The following is an 18,414-nucleotide window of genomic DNA, read 5'->3' on the forward strand; positions in this document are numbered from 1 at the left end:
ATTTATCCGAGATTGTAAAAACAACCTCTCTCCTTTCTTAATTTATCTTCTTATTTATTTTTTAATATTTTAAAATCATTATTTTTAATTAATATCGCTTCTTTATTATTTATTAATTCCAAATCTAATTTATCCTTATACAATTTAACTATTTTTTCAGAACTTTCTGCAAACGGTTCTTCGCCAAAATGAGGAACTAAATAAAAATCTATCAGATTCATTCCTGTGTAATCACTTAATTCCTTTGCCAATGTTTTATCGTCTGCAAGAGAAGCATATTCGATATTAGGACCTGTTATTACAGACCCTGCCGATTCTCCGATATAAAGCAATCCATTTTCTATTCTTTCCTTCAAATAAGAAATTAAATTTTTTCTTTTCAATTCTTGTAATAAATAAAATGTATTTCCACCAGAAATAAAGATTATCTCTGCCTTCGATAATTTCTCCTTCACTGTTTTTTCTGAAAAAACAGAAATATCAAAATTGTCCACTTCATATCCAATATCCTCAAAAGCCTTCTCTGTAAGATACATATAATTCTTATATTCTTCCACATTAGTTGCTGTCGGAATAAATAATATTTTTTTACTTTTAGCATTTTTATCCAAAAATTCTTTTACAAATCCTATACTTTCGTATAAAGATGACGTCAAAATCATATTTTTCAAAAAAATCAACCTCCTAATCCAACTTGAAGTTATCTCCAAGATAAACTCTTCTGGCAGTTTCATCATTCGCAATTTGCTCACCAGTTCCAGAAATCAAGATTGTCCCTTCAGCCATTATATATGCTCTTTCAGTAATTCTCAATGTTTCACGCACATTATGGTCTGTAATTAAAACTCCTAATCCTCTTTCTTTTAATTGGATAATTATATTTTGAATGTCTTCTACTGCAATAGGGTCAACTCCTGCAAAAGGCTCATCCAACAAAATAAAATCTGGATTTGTAGAAATCGTTCGAGCAATTTCCACACGTCTTCGTTCTCCTCCTGAAAGTGCATACCCTAAACTTTTTGCAACATGTGAAAGTTTAAATTCTTCAATCAAACTTTGCATTGTAGCAATACGTTCTTTTTTAGGAACTCCACGCATTTCCAAAACTGAAACTATATTTTCTTCCACAGTCAAATTTCTAAAAACAGATGCCTCTTGTGGCAAATATCCAAGCCCTAGCCTAGCCCTTTTGTACATTGGCAAGTTTGTAATTTCCTGCCCATTATACATAACTCTTCCGTGATTTGGCCTTACAATTCCTGTAATCATATAAAACGTAGTTGTCTTTCCTGCCCCATTAGGTCCAAGAAGTCCCACAACCTCGCCCTTTTCCATCGCAAGGCTTACACTTTTTACAACTTCTCTGTTTTTATATATCTTTTTCAAGCTATCGGCTTCTATACTAATTTTTCTAGCCATATTCTCTCCTACTTATTCTCTTTTTTCTATTCTTTTATAAAAATTCTAATTTTTATTTTTCTTCCTTTTTTTACAAGATTCAAAAATTTCACTCCACTATAAACATTACTATTATTCAATTTTACAGCCTTCATTTTTACATTTTCTAATTTTTTTCTTTTCAATGTCGTTTATTTATTTTAACTTCAATAGATCTGTTCGGCAACTTATCTTTTTTATTTTACAAGAAATCAAAATTCCTTGCTTCAGAACATTTGTTTTATTAAATTCTAAATACATGTAGTTTCCGAGCAAGCCTAATAATTTTAAATTCTTAAAATTATTATTACTTCGATATATTATAAATCATTTTTGCTTTTTTTTCTACTTTTTTTTAAAATTGACCACGTAAAAATTTAACAAATGACTTAATTTAGTAAAAAAATTTGTTTTTAAAATATTTTTATTATATAATTGAAAAAGAAATATAATTGTAAGAAGAAAGGAAATAAAAAAATGATTTTTTTAGATAAAGCTATTTTGTACTTAACACAAAATATCGAAAAGCCACGTGAAGTAATCGAAGAGGAACTAGAGTTTGTAATAAAGCAATGCATTTTAAACTATTTTGTAAATGAAAAGAAAATTGACATTAATGAACTCTCGGATTTAAATGTAACACTTGTCATAGATTTTGAAGATGATGATAAAAATAATAAGACAAAAATGATTGTAGAAGAATACTTATTTGAAATAAATCACAAAAATATGCCATTAGTGAGAACCTTTAGACTTGGAACCGATAACGACCATTATGTCCGAAGTGATTTAAAAGAATTGGAAAATGAAATTGATATGTTTGAAAATGGTATTGGCATTTCCAAAAAAAATAGTTAAAAACTCATACTATTTCACATTTTCACGTAATAAATCCATTATAAATTTTTAATCTTAGCAAGGGGCTAAAACCCCTTGTCATAAAATAAATAAAACATATTCTTTTTTTTTATTAAAATTCAATGTTAAAAATTCGAGTAATTTTATTGAACATACACTCCAAAATCTTTATTGTCAACTAAAATCTCAATATTTGGAACATCTTTATATTTCGGATAAATTTCCGTCAAAAACCAAGCTACAAGCTCTTCATCTCTTTCAATTTCCGTACCATTATTTACAAATACACTTACAACTAGCTCCTTAAAATTTTTCATTCCTTGCTCAATATCGCTTAAAATCTGTTCTTTCGTCTGTCCTTTTGTACAAATCATTAATAAGCACATTTGATATTCGCTTTTTAATTTTTCCAAAACTCTTTCATTTAAAATAAAATTTTTCTTCAAAACCTTAGCTCTATAATTATTGTCAAAAGTTTCCAATCCGAATGCAAATCTTACTTCTTGTTCAGAAAAATATTCTCTAATTTCATTCAATCTATTTAAGTACCCAAAATATGCTTCAAAATAAAGTATTTTTATATTTTTCCTATTACAAATTTCTCTTATTTTCTCCAATGTCGCACCATTTAGCTCAAACACCGACCCAGAGTTTATAACTTCAAGAACTCCATATTCCCCAGTAACTCTACTCAAAGCCTCAAAATTTACTTTTTTCATCTCTTCTTCGTCATTCGTATTATCCAAAATGTAATTACAAAAAGCACACTTTCCATAAGCACAGCTAAACCCTTTTAATAATACGATTTCACGAGGATTTTTCTCTTTTATTACACTATATCTTTCCATGTTATATATACCTTTTTTATTTATTTTTAAAATAATTTACAACAAATTTAATATTAATCACTTATTTTACCTTGTTTTTTCCATAAAGTCGCAATATACACAAAAGGTGTGTCAAGCAGTGAAATTACGATTTTTAATAAATATGTTGAAAATATGATTCCGATTACTGTTTTAAATGGATAAACTCCTGTAAATGCCAAAAATGAAAATACAATATTATCTAAAATTTGACTTATCATTGTACTCGCATTGTTTCTAATCCAAATATCTCTATAAGATGGTCTAAATTTTCTAATAAATTGATAAGACCAAATATCAAACGACTGAGAAACCGCAAATCCACACACACTTGAAATTGCAAGTCTTGGCATGAATCCAAATACTGCTGATAAAGCACCTTGCATTGTATCATCAGGCGAAACTTTTACTTTTAGCACAATTTGCATTATAAATGTTGTGAATAACATTGCAGCAAAACCTAATGAAACCACTTTTCTAGAATAATGTTTCCCTTCGTTTTCTGTCAAAATATCCGACGCCAAATAAATTCCTCCATAAGCAATATTTCCCATTGTAATTCCATCAAAACCAAACAAAGTCATCATTTTCCCAACTTGAATGTTAGCTAGAACGATTGACAACGGTACAACCGATAGCAGTCCTCCTTTTCCCCAAAATCTGTAAGCCAGAGCAACTGCTGAAAAATTCAATATTAGATATCCTAGCCATAATAATTCATTTACTCCAAATTGCAGGTGATTTAAAAAATTAAGCATTCATTTCCTCCTTAAAAATTTTTATTTTTTATTTTTTTCTATAATTTAAGCAATAAAAAAAACATACTATCCTTTTGAATAATATGTGTTTCCAAAAGGTTTTTTTTATAGATGGAATATCCCAAACATCATTATATTTTTTTTATTACAATCATTTATAGTTATTTTTACAGGCTTTTATTATACAAGTATTTGTTAAAAAATGCAAGGAAATAATAATTTTTTTATTCTTTTTTAATTTTTAAGTCCTAACTTTTATACAAATTTTCAATATATTCGTTCTTTTGTCCATTTTCATCATAAACAAAAATAGGCATTTCAACGGAAAATCCCTTCTTAGCATCTTTTATTGCTTCCAATAAGCAAATTTTTGAGTTTTCATTCCATTTTGTATAGCAATTCTTCATTCTTTTCGGCTCTAAATTATATTTTTGTAAAAGCGCTAGAACTTCCACCAGCCGTTCGCTTCGGAACACAATTGAAAAACTGCCCATATTTTTTAATAAATAGGAAGAAATCTTTATAATTTCCTCAAGTGATAAATTTATATTATGTCTTGCATTTGCCAGCTGCTCCAGGTCATTGATTTGTGAAATGTCGCCAGTAAATTCAAAATATGGCGGATTTGTAACTATTGTGTCAAATTCATCACGGCTAAAAATATTTTTATAATTTTTTATATCCTCATTTATTATTTTGACTTGATTCTCAAATTTATTATTTTCAACATTTCTTTCAGCAATTTCCGCCATTGTTTTTTGCAATTCAATACCTGTAATTTGTGCCTTTGAGCGTTGTGCCAAAAGTAAAGCGATAATTCCGCATCCAGTTCCAATATCAAGAATTTTTTTTGTCTTCCTATTAATTTTTACAAAATCAGAAAGTAAAACTGAATCAAGCGTGAAGTTTTGAAAATCATTTCGCTGAATTATTTTCATATTTTTTATTGGAGTAATTGTTTCTTCTCCAGTTTTTTTCATAAAATATGGCTCCTTTTTTTAAAATAAAAAAATAAATGCGGAAATTAATTCCGCAATATCTGTATTTTTTATAATTCTCCAGCATAATTGTGGTGAACTTTTTGAACATCGTCATCATTTTCCAAAACATCAATTAATTTTCTTAATTTTTGTAAATCATTTTCTTCAAGAGTTTCAACTTCAATTGATGGTAAATATTGAATATCTGCTTCTAATAATTTGTATCCTGCATTTCTTAAGGCATCTGCCACAGCATCAAAGTTTGCTGTTTCAGTTGTAATATAAAAACTGTCTTCCAAAGTTTCCATATCTTCCATTCCAGCCTCAAGTGCCACTTCCATCAATGCTTCTTCATCAATGTCATCTGTTTTTTCAATAATAATTTCACCTTTTCTTCCAAACATATATGAAACTGATCCAGAAACTCCAAGATTTCCACCATTTCTATCAAAAGCCATTTTTACAGATGAAGCAGTTCTATTTTTGTTATCAGTAAGAGCTTCTACAATAATAGCAACTCCAGCAGGTCCATAACCTTCATAATTCAATGTTTCAAAAGCTGTTGAACCATCAGTTCCTGCTCCCTTCTTAATTGCTCTGTTGATGTTATCATTAGGCATATTAATCGCCTTTGCTTTTTCAATTGCGTGTTTTAGTGCAACGTTAAATTCAGGATTTTCTCCTCCTCTTGCTGCAACTGTTATAAGTCTAACAAGTTTTGTAAATGATGCGGCTCTTTTTTTATCCTGTGCTTCCTTACGCCCAGCTATTGTACCATGTCTTCCCATTTTTTCCTCCTAAATTGATTATATAAAATTATATCATAAAAAAAAAGTCTAATCAATGGGAAAATTAAAGGATTTTTTGATTTTAAAAAATTTTATATTTATCCTTGACATTTTTCAAAAAAGTGATATTATAAATATAGAAACAAGAAACTTTGAAAACCAAATTGTTTTGTTTTAAAATTAGGAGGAAGATTATAATGAAAGAAAGATTAGAAAGAATGAGAAACGGAAAAGGATTTATTGCAGCATTGGATCAAAGTGGTGGAAGTACTCCGAAAGCCTTGAAATTGTATGGAATTGATGAAAGTGAATACTCTAATGATACAGAAATGTTTGATTTAATTCATAAAATGAGAACTAGAATTATAAAAAGTCCTGCTTTTAGTGATAAGGAAATTGTAGGAGCTATTTTATTTGAACAAACTATGGATAGAAAAATTGATGATAAATATACAGCTGACTTTTTGTGGGAAGAAAAAGGAGTTTTACCTTTCTTAAAAGTTGATAAAGGACTAGAAGAATTGGAAGATGGAGTTCAAGTTATGAAACCTATTCCTGGGTTGGATGATCTTTTGAGCCGAGCAAACGAAAGACATATTTTTGGAACAAAAATGCGTTCTGTTATTAAAAAAGCATCTCAAACAGGAATTGCAAAAGTTGTAGATCAACAATTTGAAGTTGCAGATAAAATTATTGCAGCTGGACTTGTTCCAATTATTGAACCAGAAGTAGATATTCACAATGTTGATAAAGCAGAATGTGAAACTATTTTGAAAAATGAAATTAAAAAACATCTTGATAAATTGCCTGAAACTTCAAATGTTATGTTAAAAGTTACACTTCCAACAGTTGAAAACTTTTATGAAGATTTGACAAAACATCCAAGAGTTGTAAGAGTTGTCGCATTATCAGGAGGTTACCCAAGAAAAGAAGCAAACGAAATTCTTGCTAAAAATAAAGGAGTTATCGCAAGTTTCTCAAGAGCATTAACTGAAGGATTGTCAGCACAACAAAGTGATGATGAATTTAACAAAGATTTGGCTGAAGCTATTAAAGAAATTTATGAAGCTTCTGTAAAATAATTCTGCATAAAATCAAATGCTGGAAATGTGATAAATAACTATCATTTTGCAAAGGATTAAAAATTATCAAAAAAAAACTAGCTCGTTTTAAAATAATGAGCCAGTTTTTTTAGTTGAAAGATAAAAATTGATACACAAGAATAATTCAATATTTCATTTAACATTATTTAGCAAGGAAAAAATTTTTTATTAATTTTTTTATATTTTAATCAAAATTTCCCTCATTTTTCCAAATTCACTCCAATTTTTTTCATTCACAAATTTCTTCCAACTCTCAAAATCATTTTTTCTCATATATTCTCTCAAAGTGGAAGCATTTATTTTTATGTCATCTCTAGAAATTACAATAAAATTTACAGATTTTTTTATTTTCTCACTAAACCAGCTCTTGCATTTAGATTCTTCTCCATAAACAATACAATCGACTTTTCCCAAAATTTTTTCTGCTTCACAAAATAAATAATCCCCCCATTTTGTAACATTTCCAGCACCCAAATCAGCGAGTGGAGAAATTACTAATTTATTTTCCATGATTTCGTTTTTATAAATTTTTTTTATCAATTTTTCTCTTAGTTCATAGGAAAAAGGATTTTCAATTGTTCCAGATTTATCACTAGAACCGATAAATACCAAAACTTTGTCACATATCTCAAGAGCTTTATTTATAATGTATTCATGTCCTTTATGAAATGTCTGGAATCTTCCCAGAACTAAACCTGTCTTATATTTTTTCATTAAAGTTTCTCCGTTTTTTTATAAATTAAATATAAAATTTCAAAATTTTTTTATATTTTTACAAGAAGTCAAGATTTCTTACTGCTATAATCGCTTATTTACAGATTTAAACTTTTTTAATATTCTTTTTCCCGCTCCAGCCTAAATTTTACCGATGCCTTCAAATATTTCAAATATTTTTCATCATCACACATAACTTTTCCTTCCACATCACTTAATTTGGCAACTGGTCTACCATTTACATACTGAAGTTTGATTACAATATTTAATGGTTTTTCTTTTGTGTCATTAGTTACAAATGTCCCAATTCCAAAAGAAAGTTTAACTTTGTCTTTAAATGTATTGTAAATTTTTTCTGCTTCGTCAAAATTTAGCGAATCGCTGAATAAAAGCATCTTTGTTTTTGGATCTATTCCATATTTTTCGTAGTGATTCAATATTTTTTCAGCCCAGATATATGGATCACCTGAATCATGCCGCACTCCTGTGTAGTTATTTACCATACTTCTGTCAAAATCTCTTAAAAATAAGTCTGTCGTTATTGTGTCGGTAAGTGCTGTCCCGTTATCTCCCTTGTATTCGTCATACCAGTCTTTTAATGCGTAATGATTTGTGTAAGATAGCGGTATTGAGTCGATTCCTTGGTACATTTGGACATACTCGTGTGCATAAGTTCCGATTGGCACTAAATTGTATTTCATTGCCAAAAATACATTGGAAGTTCCTACCATATTTTGAGTTTCGCTGGATAATTTTTTCACTACTTCTTCCTGCCATTCTCTTGAAAGCCGTCTTCTGCAGCCGAATTCAGCAAATTTAAAATTATATTTTTTATTTTTAAAATCCAAAATCTTTTTTTCTAATTTTTCTTTTGCAGAAACAAGCAATTCATCATAATTAAACTTCATTCTAAAATACACTTCGTTAATAATTTCAAGCAAGTAAATCTCAAACTGCATTGCACTAAAAAGTGGTCCAGAGACAATAACTCTAAGTTCTTCATTTTCAAGAACCGTAGTCACATAATCCTTAATCGGATGCCAAAGCCTTAAAAACTCGACATAGTCTGGCTTTATGAATCTTATCGAACGCAAGTAGTTTAATTCTTCATTTTTAAACCGTAAACTGCACAAATGGTCAATTTGATCGTTTATTTCCGTAACCATTTCTTTTGTAAAGAAAATATTTGGAGTACGGCATTTAAAGTGATATTCTCCGACTAAATCAGTATGTTTGTGAAAAATTACTTGATTCATATTAAATTTGTAAAGATCTGTATCAAGCAGTGATGTTATAATTGGTTTTAATTTCATTTTATTTTTCTCCTTTTTTATACGATGGCATAGGTAAAATTTTGTGTAAATTTATTTTGTGTAAATAGTCTATTTTTTCTTTTATTCTCAAATCCGAAATGTTTCCCGTTCTAATATATTCATCCAAAACTTCGTAGCTAAATCCCAATTTTTCCTCATCAGATTTCCCGCTCATTCCATCTTCAGGCACTTTTTTCAAAAACATTTCAGGAAGTCCAAGTTCAGATCCAAGTTTTCGCACTTCGGTTTTTGTAAAATCAGAAATTGGAGAAAAATCCCCCGCAGCATCTCCAAATTTTGTTGAATAACCCACAAAATCTTCCGACAAATTACAAGTATTAGCCACTCTCCCACCAACAATGGCAGAAATTCCATAAAGCACAGCCATCCGTATTCTGGCAGGCTGATTAGTCTTGTAGGCATCAAATTCATCAGGATTTACTCCCGTTTGCTGCGAAATTAATTCTTTTAAGTCATTTACAGGCTTCTCCACATTTATTTCATAATGTTTTATTTTCAAAAACTCAACTAATTTTTTGGAATAATCAATATCATGCTGCATACCTTTTGGCATAAGAACTCCTATTACATTTTCTCGTCCCAGAGCTGCCACACAAAGTGCTGCCACAACCGAAGAATCCGTTCCACCAGAAATTCCTACAACTGCTTTACAGTTTTTTCCATTTTCTTCAAAATATTTTTTTATCCATTCGATAACTTTTTCTTTTTCATTTTTCATAAAATCACCTCTTTACCTTAATTATACCTGGAAGTTTTGCGAATGGCAAGGTTTTCAAGAAAATTATATTGCTAAAACTTTGTAAAAATTATATAATAAATTTGTTTTATAACTAAATTTAAGAATAAATATTAAATTATGATTATTTGATATAAAAAATAAAAAAAGTAAGGGGGATAAATAAAAAATGAGCGCTAAATATTTGAAGATTAGGCCATCAGATGATTTTTTCAGGAAATACGGGATTAAAAATTTTGAGATTGAGTATATTAATTTGTTTTCTAAAAAGAGAGAGATGGAGATATTTGTAAAGGTTCATGATTTTGCTGCACATGGGGAAATACAGGATTTAAGACAGATGATTTATAGAAATTTTGAAGATGGGGTAAAGCTGAAAATTAAGCTAGATGTTAATCCTGAATTGATACGGAAGAATGTTGCTGGATTTGTAAAATTCATGATTGAGAATTATAGGGATGAAAGTAAGAGATACCAGTATATTTTTGCAACTTATGAAGTGGAAAATGTAGAAAATAATGTATTTGTGAAATTGCCATCTCGTCATTTGATAGAAGAGGCTCAAAAAACCAATGTAAAGGAAGAGCTGAAAAATAAGATTTGTGAATGTACTGATGATTTGATAAAAGTTGAATTTACAGATGGCGAGTTTAAGGAAATCAAGGAAAAATTGAAGGCTCAAAGTGAATTAAATTCGGTAAAGGCTAGCGAACTTCCTAAATATGAAAATACTGGGGTAAAGAATGGAAATGGGTATTCAAATGGAGGGAATTTTAATGGAAATAATAATGGGTATAGACGGAAAAAAATTCCTGATATGGATGCTGTGCCTTTTTCTATGCTTGATATCTTGAACATTGGAGATAATGTTGCTTTGGAAGGGAAAGTATTTAATCTGGATATGAAAGAAACTAAAAACGGGAAACTTATGTGCGACTTTATGATTACAGATTATACAAATTCAGTCAGCTGCAGAATTTTCTTTAATACAAGTGAAGATATTCAAGTAAAGCTTGGAGAATGGGTAAAAGTTACTGGAAGTTTTGAATCAGACATGTATACTGGAGAAATGTATGTCAGAACACAAAAAGCTGAAGCTATTGACTCTAAAGATGTGAAAAGAGAAGATAATGCTCCTAAAAAAAGGATAGAACTTCATGCACATACAAACATGAGTGAAATGAGCGGAGTTATGTCAATTAAGGATTATGCGAAAAGAGCAAAAGAATTTGGACATAGCGGGATTGCTGTGACAGATTACGGGGTAGTTCATTCTTTTCCCTTTGCATTTAAGGAGGCAAATGAGGATTTTAAGGTTATTTTGGGGATAGAGGCTTATATGGTTGATGATGAGCAGGACTTGATTACGAATCCTAAGGATAAAATGATTGAAGATGAAATTTATGTTGTATTCGATATTGAAACAACTGGATTTGATCCATTTAATGATAAGATAATTGAGATTGGGGCTGTAAAAATGCGTGGAAAGGAAATTATCGGGGAATTTTCTGAATTTGTAAATCCTGAAATTCCAATTCCGCCAAAAATAACAAAACTTACAACAATTACTGATGAAATGGTCGCAAATGCTGAAAAAATAGAAACTGTACTGCCAAAATTTCTAGAATTTTGTGCTAATACAACGGTAGTTGCCCACAATGCAAAATTTGACGTGGGATTTATAAAGCAAAAAACTATTGATCAAGGGCTTGAATATTCTCCAAGTGTAATTGATACGTTGCCTTTGGCTAGAACGCTGCTTCCAGAATTGAATAAATATGGACTTGCCAGTCTGGTAGACTATTTTGAGATTACGCTTGAGACACACCATAGGGCTGTTGATGATGCGAAGGCGACTGCAGAAGTTTTTCAGAAATTTTTATATATGATTTTAAGTAAAGGGCTTATGAAACTAACTGAAATTAATACAGAACTGCAGCCAAATATTCAAAATTCTGAAACATTGAATACAATGATTTTAGTAAAAAATCAGGCTGGGCTTCGTGACCTGTACGAACTCGTATCACGTTCAAATATAGAATTTTTTGGAATGCGTAGACCTAGAATTCCCAAGACTCTGTTAAACAGCATGAGAGAAAATCTGTTAATAGCAAGTTCTGCTTCGGCTTCTGAAAGAAATAGAGGTGAACTTGTAAATCTTTATCTACGTGGAGCAGAAAAAACTGACATTGAAGAAAAAGCAAGATTTTATGACTATATCGAGATTCAGCCACATACAAATTATGCCGACATGGTGGAAAGAACAAATAAAGAAATTGAAAACTACGATATAGTCAAGGAAATGAACAAATATTTTTACGAACTTGGAAAAATCCAGAATAAAATTGTTGTTGCAACAGGGGATGCACAATATCTTGAAGAACGGGAAGCAATTAACAGGAATGTCCTGCTTTTGGGAAGCGGGACAATGTGGAAAACTAAAATTTCAGAAGGAGTCAGGGAATATGAATTTTTTGACAGAAAACTGCATTTTAAAACTACTGAAGAAATGCTAAAAGCCTTTGACTATCTGGGTGAAGATGCCGCTATGGAAGTTGTTGTGGAGAATACTCATAAAATTAGCGATATGATTGAGCAGGTAAGACCAGTTCCAACTGGATTCTATCCGCCAAAAATTGATGGAGCTGAAGAAGAAGTAAGGGAAATGACTTATAAAAGACTTAAAGAGCTTTACGGAGAAGATATTGATGAAAGCCTGAAGGAAAGAGTGGAAAAGGAGCTTAATTCAATTATTCAAAACGGATTTGCCGTACTTTATCTAATTGCACAAAAACTTGTGCATAAATCGGTAGATGCAGGTTATCTTGTAGGTTCACGTGGTTCAGTCGGTTCTTCAATTGTCGCCTATCTTATGGGAATTACCGAAGTAAACGGACTTTATCCACATTATAGATGCCCAAACTGTAAGCATACTGAGTTTATGAATGAAGAAGGAAGCGGAGTTGACTATCCTGATAAAAATTGTCCAAAATGTGGTACAAAATACATAAAAGATGGGCATGCTATTCCATTTGAAGTATTCATGGGATTTAATGGAGATAAAGTGCCAGATATTGACTTGAACTTTTCTGGAGAATATCAAGGGGAAATTCATAAATATACGGAAGAGCTGTTTGGAAGCGACAATGTCTTTCGTGCGGGAACGATTTCTACGCTTGCTGAAAAGAATGCTTTCGGATATGTGAAGAAATATCTTGAAGAAGTGGAAGGAACACCTGAAATAAAGGAAAGAAGAGCAGAAGTTATGAGAATTGCGAAAGGCTGTGAAGGTGCGAGAAAAACAACTGGACAGCATCCTGGTGGAATGATAGTCGTTCCAAAAGATAAGTCAATTTACGACTTTTGCCCAATCCAGCGGCCTGCCAACGATATGAAGTCAACTTCCAAGACAACTCACTTTGATTACCACGTAATGGATGAACAGCTTGTAAAACTGGATATACTGGGACACGACGATCCGACAACGCTTAGAATTTTACAGGATTTGACAGGTGTTGATATTTACACGATTCCGCTTGATGATAAGGAAGTAATGAGCTTATTCAGCGGTACAGAGGCACTTGGCGTAACTCCAGAAGAAATAGGATCTCCAACAGGTACATCGGGAATACCTGAATTTGGTACATCTTTCGTAAAACAAATGCTCGTTGACACAAAGCCAAAAACTTTTGCAGAATTAGTTAGAATTTCTGGGCTTTCACATGGAACAGATGTTTGGCTGAACAATGCACAAGACTATGTAAAAAGCGGGATTGCAACCTTGAGCCAGATTATCACGGTGCGGGATGACATTATGAATAAATTGATTGATGATGGCTTGGATAAATCATTGGCATTTTCTATAATGGAATTTGTCAGAAAAGGGCAGCCTACTAAAAATCCTGAAAAATGGAAGGAATTTTCTAAAAAAATGAAGGAGCATGGTGTAGAGCAATGGTACATTGATTCATGTGAAAAAATAAAATACATGTTCCCAAAAGGGCATGCTGTGGCTTATGTAATGATGGCAGTCAGAATCGCCTATTTTAAAGTCCACTATCCAATTGAATTTTATACGGCTTTCCTGAACAGAAAAGTTGGAGACTTTAAAATGACAGCAATGTTCAGGTCAATAGATGACTTAAAAAAAGCAAAAATGGAAATGGACAAAAAAGGGAATTTAAATGCAAAAGAAAAGCAGGAATTATTTTTATATGAAATATTAATTGAAATGCACTATCGTAAAATTGAGCTGGAACAAATTGATATTTATAAATCAGAGGCAAAACTTTTCACAATACAGGATGGAAAAATAAGAATGCCGTTAATCGCAATGGACGGACTTGGAGATGCTGTTGCTGAAAATATCGTTTCTGAACGAAAAAAAGACAGTTTTTTATCAATTGAAGATTTGGTAAAACGTACAAAACTGAATAAGACAATTGTGGAACTAATGAAGGAATATGGATGTTTCCAAGGATTGTCAAATACGAATCAGCAAACATTATTTTAGGTTTTATTCAAAATGAAAATATTTAATAAATATTAATTGACAATTACAAAAAGATATAATATCATATAACAAAAAAGGCATGATTAGTCTTTTAATAAAATTTTTGAAAGAAAGTTGAAAAGAACAAATTATAAATGAATATCGGAAAAGTTTTCTAATTAGCAGTTTGCGGCTTTTTCGATTTTTATTAAATAATAGAGAATATAGGAGGTTTTAAAGATGACAGATATTGAAATCGCTCAAAATGCGAAATTGAAAAAGATTGGTGAAATTGCACAAAGTATTGGACTTACAGAGGATGATTATGAACCTTATGGAAAATACAAGGCTAAGGTTAGTTTGGACGTGCTGAAAAGAAATGCAGAGAAAAAAGATGGAAAGCTGATTTTGATGACTGCTGTTACTCCGACACCTCCAGGGGAAGGAAAATCAACTGTTACTGTTGGATTGACTCAAGCATTAAATAAACTTGGGTATAAATCAATTGCAGCGCTTAGAGAGCCGTCTTTAGGGCCTGTATTTGGAATGAAAGGTGGAGCTGCTGGTGGAGGAATGTCACAAGTTGTGCCAATGGAAGAAATAAACTTGCATTTTACAGGGGATATTCATGCAATTTCGGCTGCGCATAACTTAATTTCTGCTTGTATTGACAATCATATACATTTTGGAAATGAACTTGATATTGATGTGAATAACATTACTTTTAAACGTGTTATTGATATGAACGACAGAAATTTAAGAAGTATCGTTGTCGGACTTGGACCAAAAGTAAATGGCGTGCCTCGTGAAAACTCTTTTCAAATAACAGTTGCATCAGAAATTATGGCCATCTTCTGTCTTGCTAACTCAATTACTGACTTAAAGGAAAGAATCGGAGAAATAGTTTTTGCATATAACAGAAAAGGGGAAATGCTTAAAGTTAAACAGCTTAATATTCAAGGGGCAGTTGCAGCATTGCTAAAAGATGCTATAAAGCCTAACCTAGTACAAACTTTGGAAAATACACCTGTATTTATTCACGGTGGGCCTTTTGCAAATATTGCACATGGATGTAATTCGCTATTAGCTACAAAAATGGCATTGAAATTGTCAGATTATGTTGTTACAGAAGCTGGATTTGCTGCCGATCTAGGAGCTGAAAAATTTTTGGATATAAAGGCCAGACTTGGAAATCTAGAGCCAAATGTTATTGTAATTGTTGCAACAGTTCGTGCATTAAAGCATCACGGCGGAGACAAAGACTTGAAATCGGAAAATATTGAAACATTGACAAAAGGGCTTGTAAACCTTGAAAAACATATTGAAAGCATGCAAAAGTACAATTTGCCAGTTGTTGTGGCGATTAATAAGTTTATAACTGATACTGATGCTGAAATTCAAGTGATAAAAGATTTTTGTGCAAAAATGGATGTAGAAGTCGCTAACTGTGAAATTTGGGAAAAAGGTGGAGAAGGTGGTAAAGAGCTTGTAGAAAAAGTTCTAAATGCCATTGAAAAAAATGAAAAATCTGAGAAAAAATATACTCCACTTTACGATTTGGACTTATCAATTCAAGAAAAAATTGAAAAAATTGCAAAAGAAATTTACGGAGCAGATGGAGTGGATTTTGCACCAAAAGCACTTAACAATATTAAAAAATACGTAGAAAACGGCTACGACAAATTGCCGGTATGTGTATCAAAAACACAGAAATCATTGTCAGATAACCCAAATCTATTGGGACGTCCTACAGGATTTAAAATAACAATTAATGAAGTTAGATTATCAGCAGGAGCAGGTTTCCTAGTAGCAATGGCAGGAACAATCATCGATATGCCAGGATTACCTAGAAAGCCAGCGGCGGAGTTAATTGACATTGATGAAAATGGGGTAATTTCAGGATTATTTTAAATTTAATATACAGATATAATAGAATGGAAGAACATAAAAATGGAAAATAAAAAGGTAAAAATGCGAAGACGGGACAGAGAAATTACAGACAATGAAAAAATAAAAGAAATTATAAAAGCCTGTGACTGTTGCCGTCTTGGCTTAAATGACAACGGAAAAGTCTACATTGTCCCACTAAATTTTGGCTTTACCGAAGAAAACGGAAACTATACATTTTACTTTCATGGTGCAAAGACAGGGAGAAAACTTGATATAATAAAACAAAATAACTACGCAGGATTTGAATTTGACACAAATCACAAAATTTACACAAAAGGCGATAAAGCCTGTGATTACACTGCCAGATTCCAAAGTATAATCGGAAATGGAAAAGTTGAGATTATTGAAGATTCACAGGAAAAAATGAAGGCGTTGCTGGAACTCATGAAGAAAAATACTGGAAAATCTGACTGGGAATTTGATGAAAGAATGTTGAAGGCGGTTTGTGTGTTTAAACTTGTGGTTGAGGAGATGAGCTGTAAGGAGCATGAGTAGAGAAAAAACTAAAAAAAGGATGTGAGGAGGGAAGATGTTAAAAAAATTCACAGTTCAAAATTTTAAAAATTTTGAAGATATTACATTGGACTTTGGAAATATCGGAAATTATAATTTTAAAGAAAATGTAATAAAAAATAATATAATTTCTAAAATGTTGATATTAGGAAAAAATGGAAGCGGTAAATCAAACGTTGGGCTTGCAATTTTTGATATTATTAACCATTTAACAGATAAGCAAAAAAAATTAAAAGATTATGAAAACTATTTAAATTATAACTTATATGATAAAGATAATGCTTCTTTTAGTTATATTTTTGAATTTGGAAAAGATAAAGTTCAATATGAATATAAAAAAATAGACAGTGAAACTGTAATAGAAGAAAAACTTTCTATTAATGATAAACTTTGTATTGAATACAATAAAGATAACAATATAATAGAAATAGAGATAGGCGAATATGTTAAAAATTTTGAAAATTTCAATAGAGATTTATCTGTTAATGAATTTGAAAAAATATCATTAGTAAAATACATTAAAGGAAATACCTCGATTATAAAAGAAAAGGCATTATATAAATTTTTTGATTTCATTGACAATATGTTATGGATTCGTTCCTTGCAGGAAGGCAATACATATATGGGTTATAGTAATGGAAGTGAAAAAATATTAAAAGGAATAATAGATTTAAATAAAGTCAAAGAATTTGAGAAATTTTTAGAAGAAGCTGGAATAAAACAAAAATTAGTACAAAATGAGGATAGAATACTGATAGAGTTTAAGTCAGGAAAACAAGTGGATTTTTATAAAATTGCTTCAAGTGGAACTAAAATTTTGGCATTGTTATTTTTTTGGATGGAAATTTCCATAAAAAACGTAAGTTTTTTATTTATAGATGAGTTTGATGCCTATTTTCATTATTCATTATCAAAATTCATACTTGAAAAATTATTTTCAAATGACAATATAAAACAAGTAGCATTATCTTCACATGCGACAAGTTTGATAGATAATGAAATTTTACGTCCAGACTGTTATTTTGTTTTAAACGATAAAGGTAAAATTAAACAATTTTCAGAAATTACTGATAAAAAAATAGAAGAATACCATAATATAGAAAAAATGTATCGTACAGAGGTATTTGAATATGAGTAAAATTTTGATAATTACGGAAGGGAAAGATCCTGATAAAAAACTTATAGAACATATAGTAAAAGAATTTCAAATAAAAGGGGAAGTTATTTGGGCGAAAATTGGAACAATTTATGCTTTTTATAAAGATATTAAAGAAAAGTATGATGAAAATATGGACGTTATCAAATATATAAAATACAAATATTCAGATAAAATCAGTAAAGAATTTAAAGCAAGCGAAATATCTTATGTATATTTATTTTTTGATTATGATTTACATTCAAAATTAAATGAAGAATATGAAAATTTTGAAAAAATATATGATAGGATAAATGAAATATCGGAAATAAACAGTTTTTTTGAAAATGAAACTGAGAATGGTAAATTATATTTAAGTTTTCCAATGATAGAAGCATACCATAAACCTATTGGTTGCAATTATATTTATGAAAAAAATAACTTTGAAGAAAAGTTGGAGGATTTTAAGGTTTTTAAAAAGAAAATAAAAAATGAAACTGGAAACATGGGAATGACGGCTCTTAAATCACAATATAAGGAAATTATAAAATTTTATATTAATAATTCAGAAAACATATTAGAAATGAAATTTAAAGATGTAGAAAAAAATAAAATATTGAAATTTCAAAATGAATTACTAAAAAGTAAAAATAAAGTAAAGATTTATCCATCAATACCAATATTTCTAAATGAATATTATAAAATTGAAAAATTACAGGAAAAACTAGAAATATAAAATAAATTTTTTTA

The 18,414-nt window shown here is 30.4% G+C and carries 16 protein-coding genes; 7 read left to right on the plus strand and 9 right to left on the minus strand.

The window, feature by feature from the left end:
- Positions 1-50: 50 nt before the first annotated feature.
- Positions 51-671 carry a Type 1 glutamine amidotransferase-like domain-containing protein gene (locus tag FVE74_RS08555; protein WP_147004148.1) on the minus strand — a complete coding sequence of 207 codons (621 nt, stop codon included), beginning with the start codon at positions 669-671 and terminating at the stop codon, positions 51-53.
- 13 nt (positions 672-684) lie between these two features.
- Positions 685-1,419: an LPS export ABC transporter ATP-binding protein gene (gene lptB / locus FVE74_RS08560; RefSeq protein ID WP_147004149.1), complete on the minus strand. Its 735-nt coding sequence runs from the start codon at positions 1,417-1,419 to the stop codon at positions 685-687.
- 495 nt (positions 1,420-1,914) lie between these two features.
- Between lptB and FVE74_RS08565 the strand changes: the two genes are divergently transcribed.
- Complete coding sequence (locus tag FVE74_RS08565; protein WP_147004150.1) at positions 1,915-2,295, plus strand: hypothetical protein; 381 nt, start codon at positions 1,915-1,917, stop codon at positions 2,293-2,295.
- Between the two features lie 143 nt (positions 2,296-2,438).
- Here FVE74_RS08565 and FVE74_RS08570 read toward each other — a convergent pair whose 3' ends face one another.
- The 4 genes from FVE74_RS08570 to FVE74_RS08585 form a co-directional block, all read right to left on the minus strand.
- Complete coding sequence (locus FVE74_RS08570; RefSeq protein WP_147004151.1) at positions 2,439-3,143, minus strand: radical SAM protein; 705 nt, start codon at positions 3,141-3,143, stop codon at positions 2,439-2,441.
- A gap of 53 nt (positions 3,144-3,196) precedes the next feature.
- The gene (locus FVE74_RS08575; RefSeq protein WP_146961457.1) at positions 3,197-3,919 is read right to left on the minus strand and encodes a queuosine precursor transporter; all 723 of its coding nucleotides are present in this window, start codon (positions 3,917-3,919) and stop codon (positions 3,197-3,199) included.
- A gap of 248 nt (positions 3,920-4,167) precedes the next feature.
- Entirely contained in the window at positions 4,168-4,899 is a 732-nt protein-coding gene (locus FVE74_RS08580) for a tRNA1(Val) (adenine(37)-N6)-methyltransferase (protein WP_147004152.1), read from the minus strand.
- A gap of 68 nt (positions 4,900-4,967) precedes the next feature.
- On the minus strand, positions 4,968-5,687 hold the full coding sequence (locus tag FVE74_RS08585; RefSeq protein WP_147004153.1) for a YebC/PmpR family DNA-binding transcriptional regulator: 720 nt from the start codon (positions 5,685-5,687) through the stop codon (positions 4,968-4,970).
- 197 nt (positions 5,688-5,884) lie between these two features.
- Between FVE74_RS08585 and FVE74_RS08590 the strand changes: the two genes are divergently transcribed.
- A complete protein-coding gene (locus FVE74_RS08590; protein WP_147004154.1) occupies positions 5,885-6,769 on the plus strand; it encodes a fructose bisphosphate aldolase in 885 nt (294 codons plus the stop codon).
- 198 nt (positions 6,770-6,967) lie between these two features.
- Here FVE74_RS08590 and FVE74_RS08595 read toward each other — a convergent pair whose 3' ends face one another.
- The 3 genes from FVE74_RS08595 to nadE all read right to left on the minus strand — a co-directional run bounded on the left by FVE74_RS08595 (position 6,968) and on the right by nadE (position 9,556).
- Entirely contained in the window at positions 6,968-7,504 is a 537-nt protein-coding gene (locus FVE74_RS08595) for an adenylyltransferase/cytidyltransferase family protein (protein WP_147004155.1), read from the minus strand.
- 116 nt (positions 7,505-7,620) lie between these two features.
- Positions 7,621-8,817 carry a nicotinate phosphoribosyltransferase gene (gene pncB, locus FVE74_RS08600; RefSeq protein WP_147004156.1) on the minus strand — a complete coding sequence of 399 codons (1,197 nt, stop codon included), beginning with the start codon at positions 8,815-8,817 and terminating at the stop codon, positions 7,621-7,623.
- A 1-nt stretch (position 8,818) separates the two neighbouring features.
- A complete protein-coding gene (nadE, locus tag FVE74_RS08605; RefSeq protein WP_147004157.1) occupies positions 8,819-9,556 on the minus strand; it encodes an NAD(+) synthase in 738 nt (245 codons plus the stop codon).
- A gap of 187 nt (positions 9,557-9,743) precedes the next feature.
- Between nadE and FVE74_RS08610 the strand changes: the two genes are divergently transcribed.
- The 5 genes from FVE74_RS08610 to FVE74_RS08630 all read left to right on the plus strand — a co-directional run bounded on the left by FVE74_RS08610 (position 9,744) and on the right by FVE74_RS08630 (position 18,400).
- Positions 9,744-14,087, plus strand: coding sequence for a PolC-type DNA polymerase III (locus FVE74_RS08610; protein ID WP_147004158.1), 4,344 nt, complete (start codon positions 9,744-9,746; stop codon positions 14,085-14,087).
- Between the two features lie 219 nt (positions 14,088-14,306).
- Positions 14,307-15,977, plus strand: a complete 1,671-nt coding sequence (locus FVE74_RS08615) for a formate--tetrahydrofolate ligase (protein WP_147004159.1) — start codon at positions 14,307-14,309, stop codon at positions 15,975-15,977.
- Positions 15,978-16,016: 39 nt separating this feature from the next.
- A complete protein-coding gene (locus tag FVE74_RS08620) occupies positions 16,017-16,511 on the plus strand; it encodes a pyridoxamine 5'-phosphate oxidase family protein (RefSeq protein WP_147004160.1) in 495 nt (164 codons plus the stop codon).
- 34 nt (positions 16,512-16,545) lie between these two features.
- Entirely contained in the window at positions 16,546-17,667 is a 1,122-nt protein-coding gene (locus tag FVE74_RS08625) for an ATP-binding protein (protein WP_147004161.1), read from the plus strand.
- A complete protein-coding gene (locus tag FVE74_RS08630) occupies positions 17,660-18,400 on the plus strand; it encodes a hypothetical protein (protein WP_147004162.1) in 741 nt (246 codons plus the stop codon). The genes FVE74_RS08625 and FVE74_RS08630 overlap by 8 nt, the downstream gene beginning before the upstream one ends.
- Positions 18,401-18,414: the final 14 nt, after the last annotated feature.

Origin of the sequence: Leptotrichia wadei, from assembly GCF_007990445.1 — a bacterium.
Classification (GTDB): Bacteria; Fusobacteriota; Fusobacteriia; order Fusobacteriales; family Leptotrichiaceae; genus Leptotrichia; species Leptotrichia wadei_A.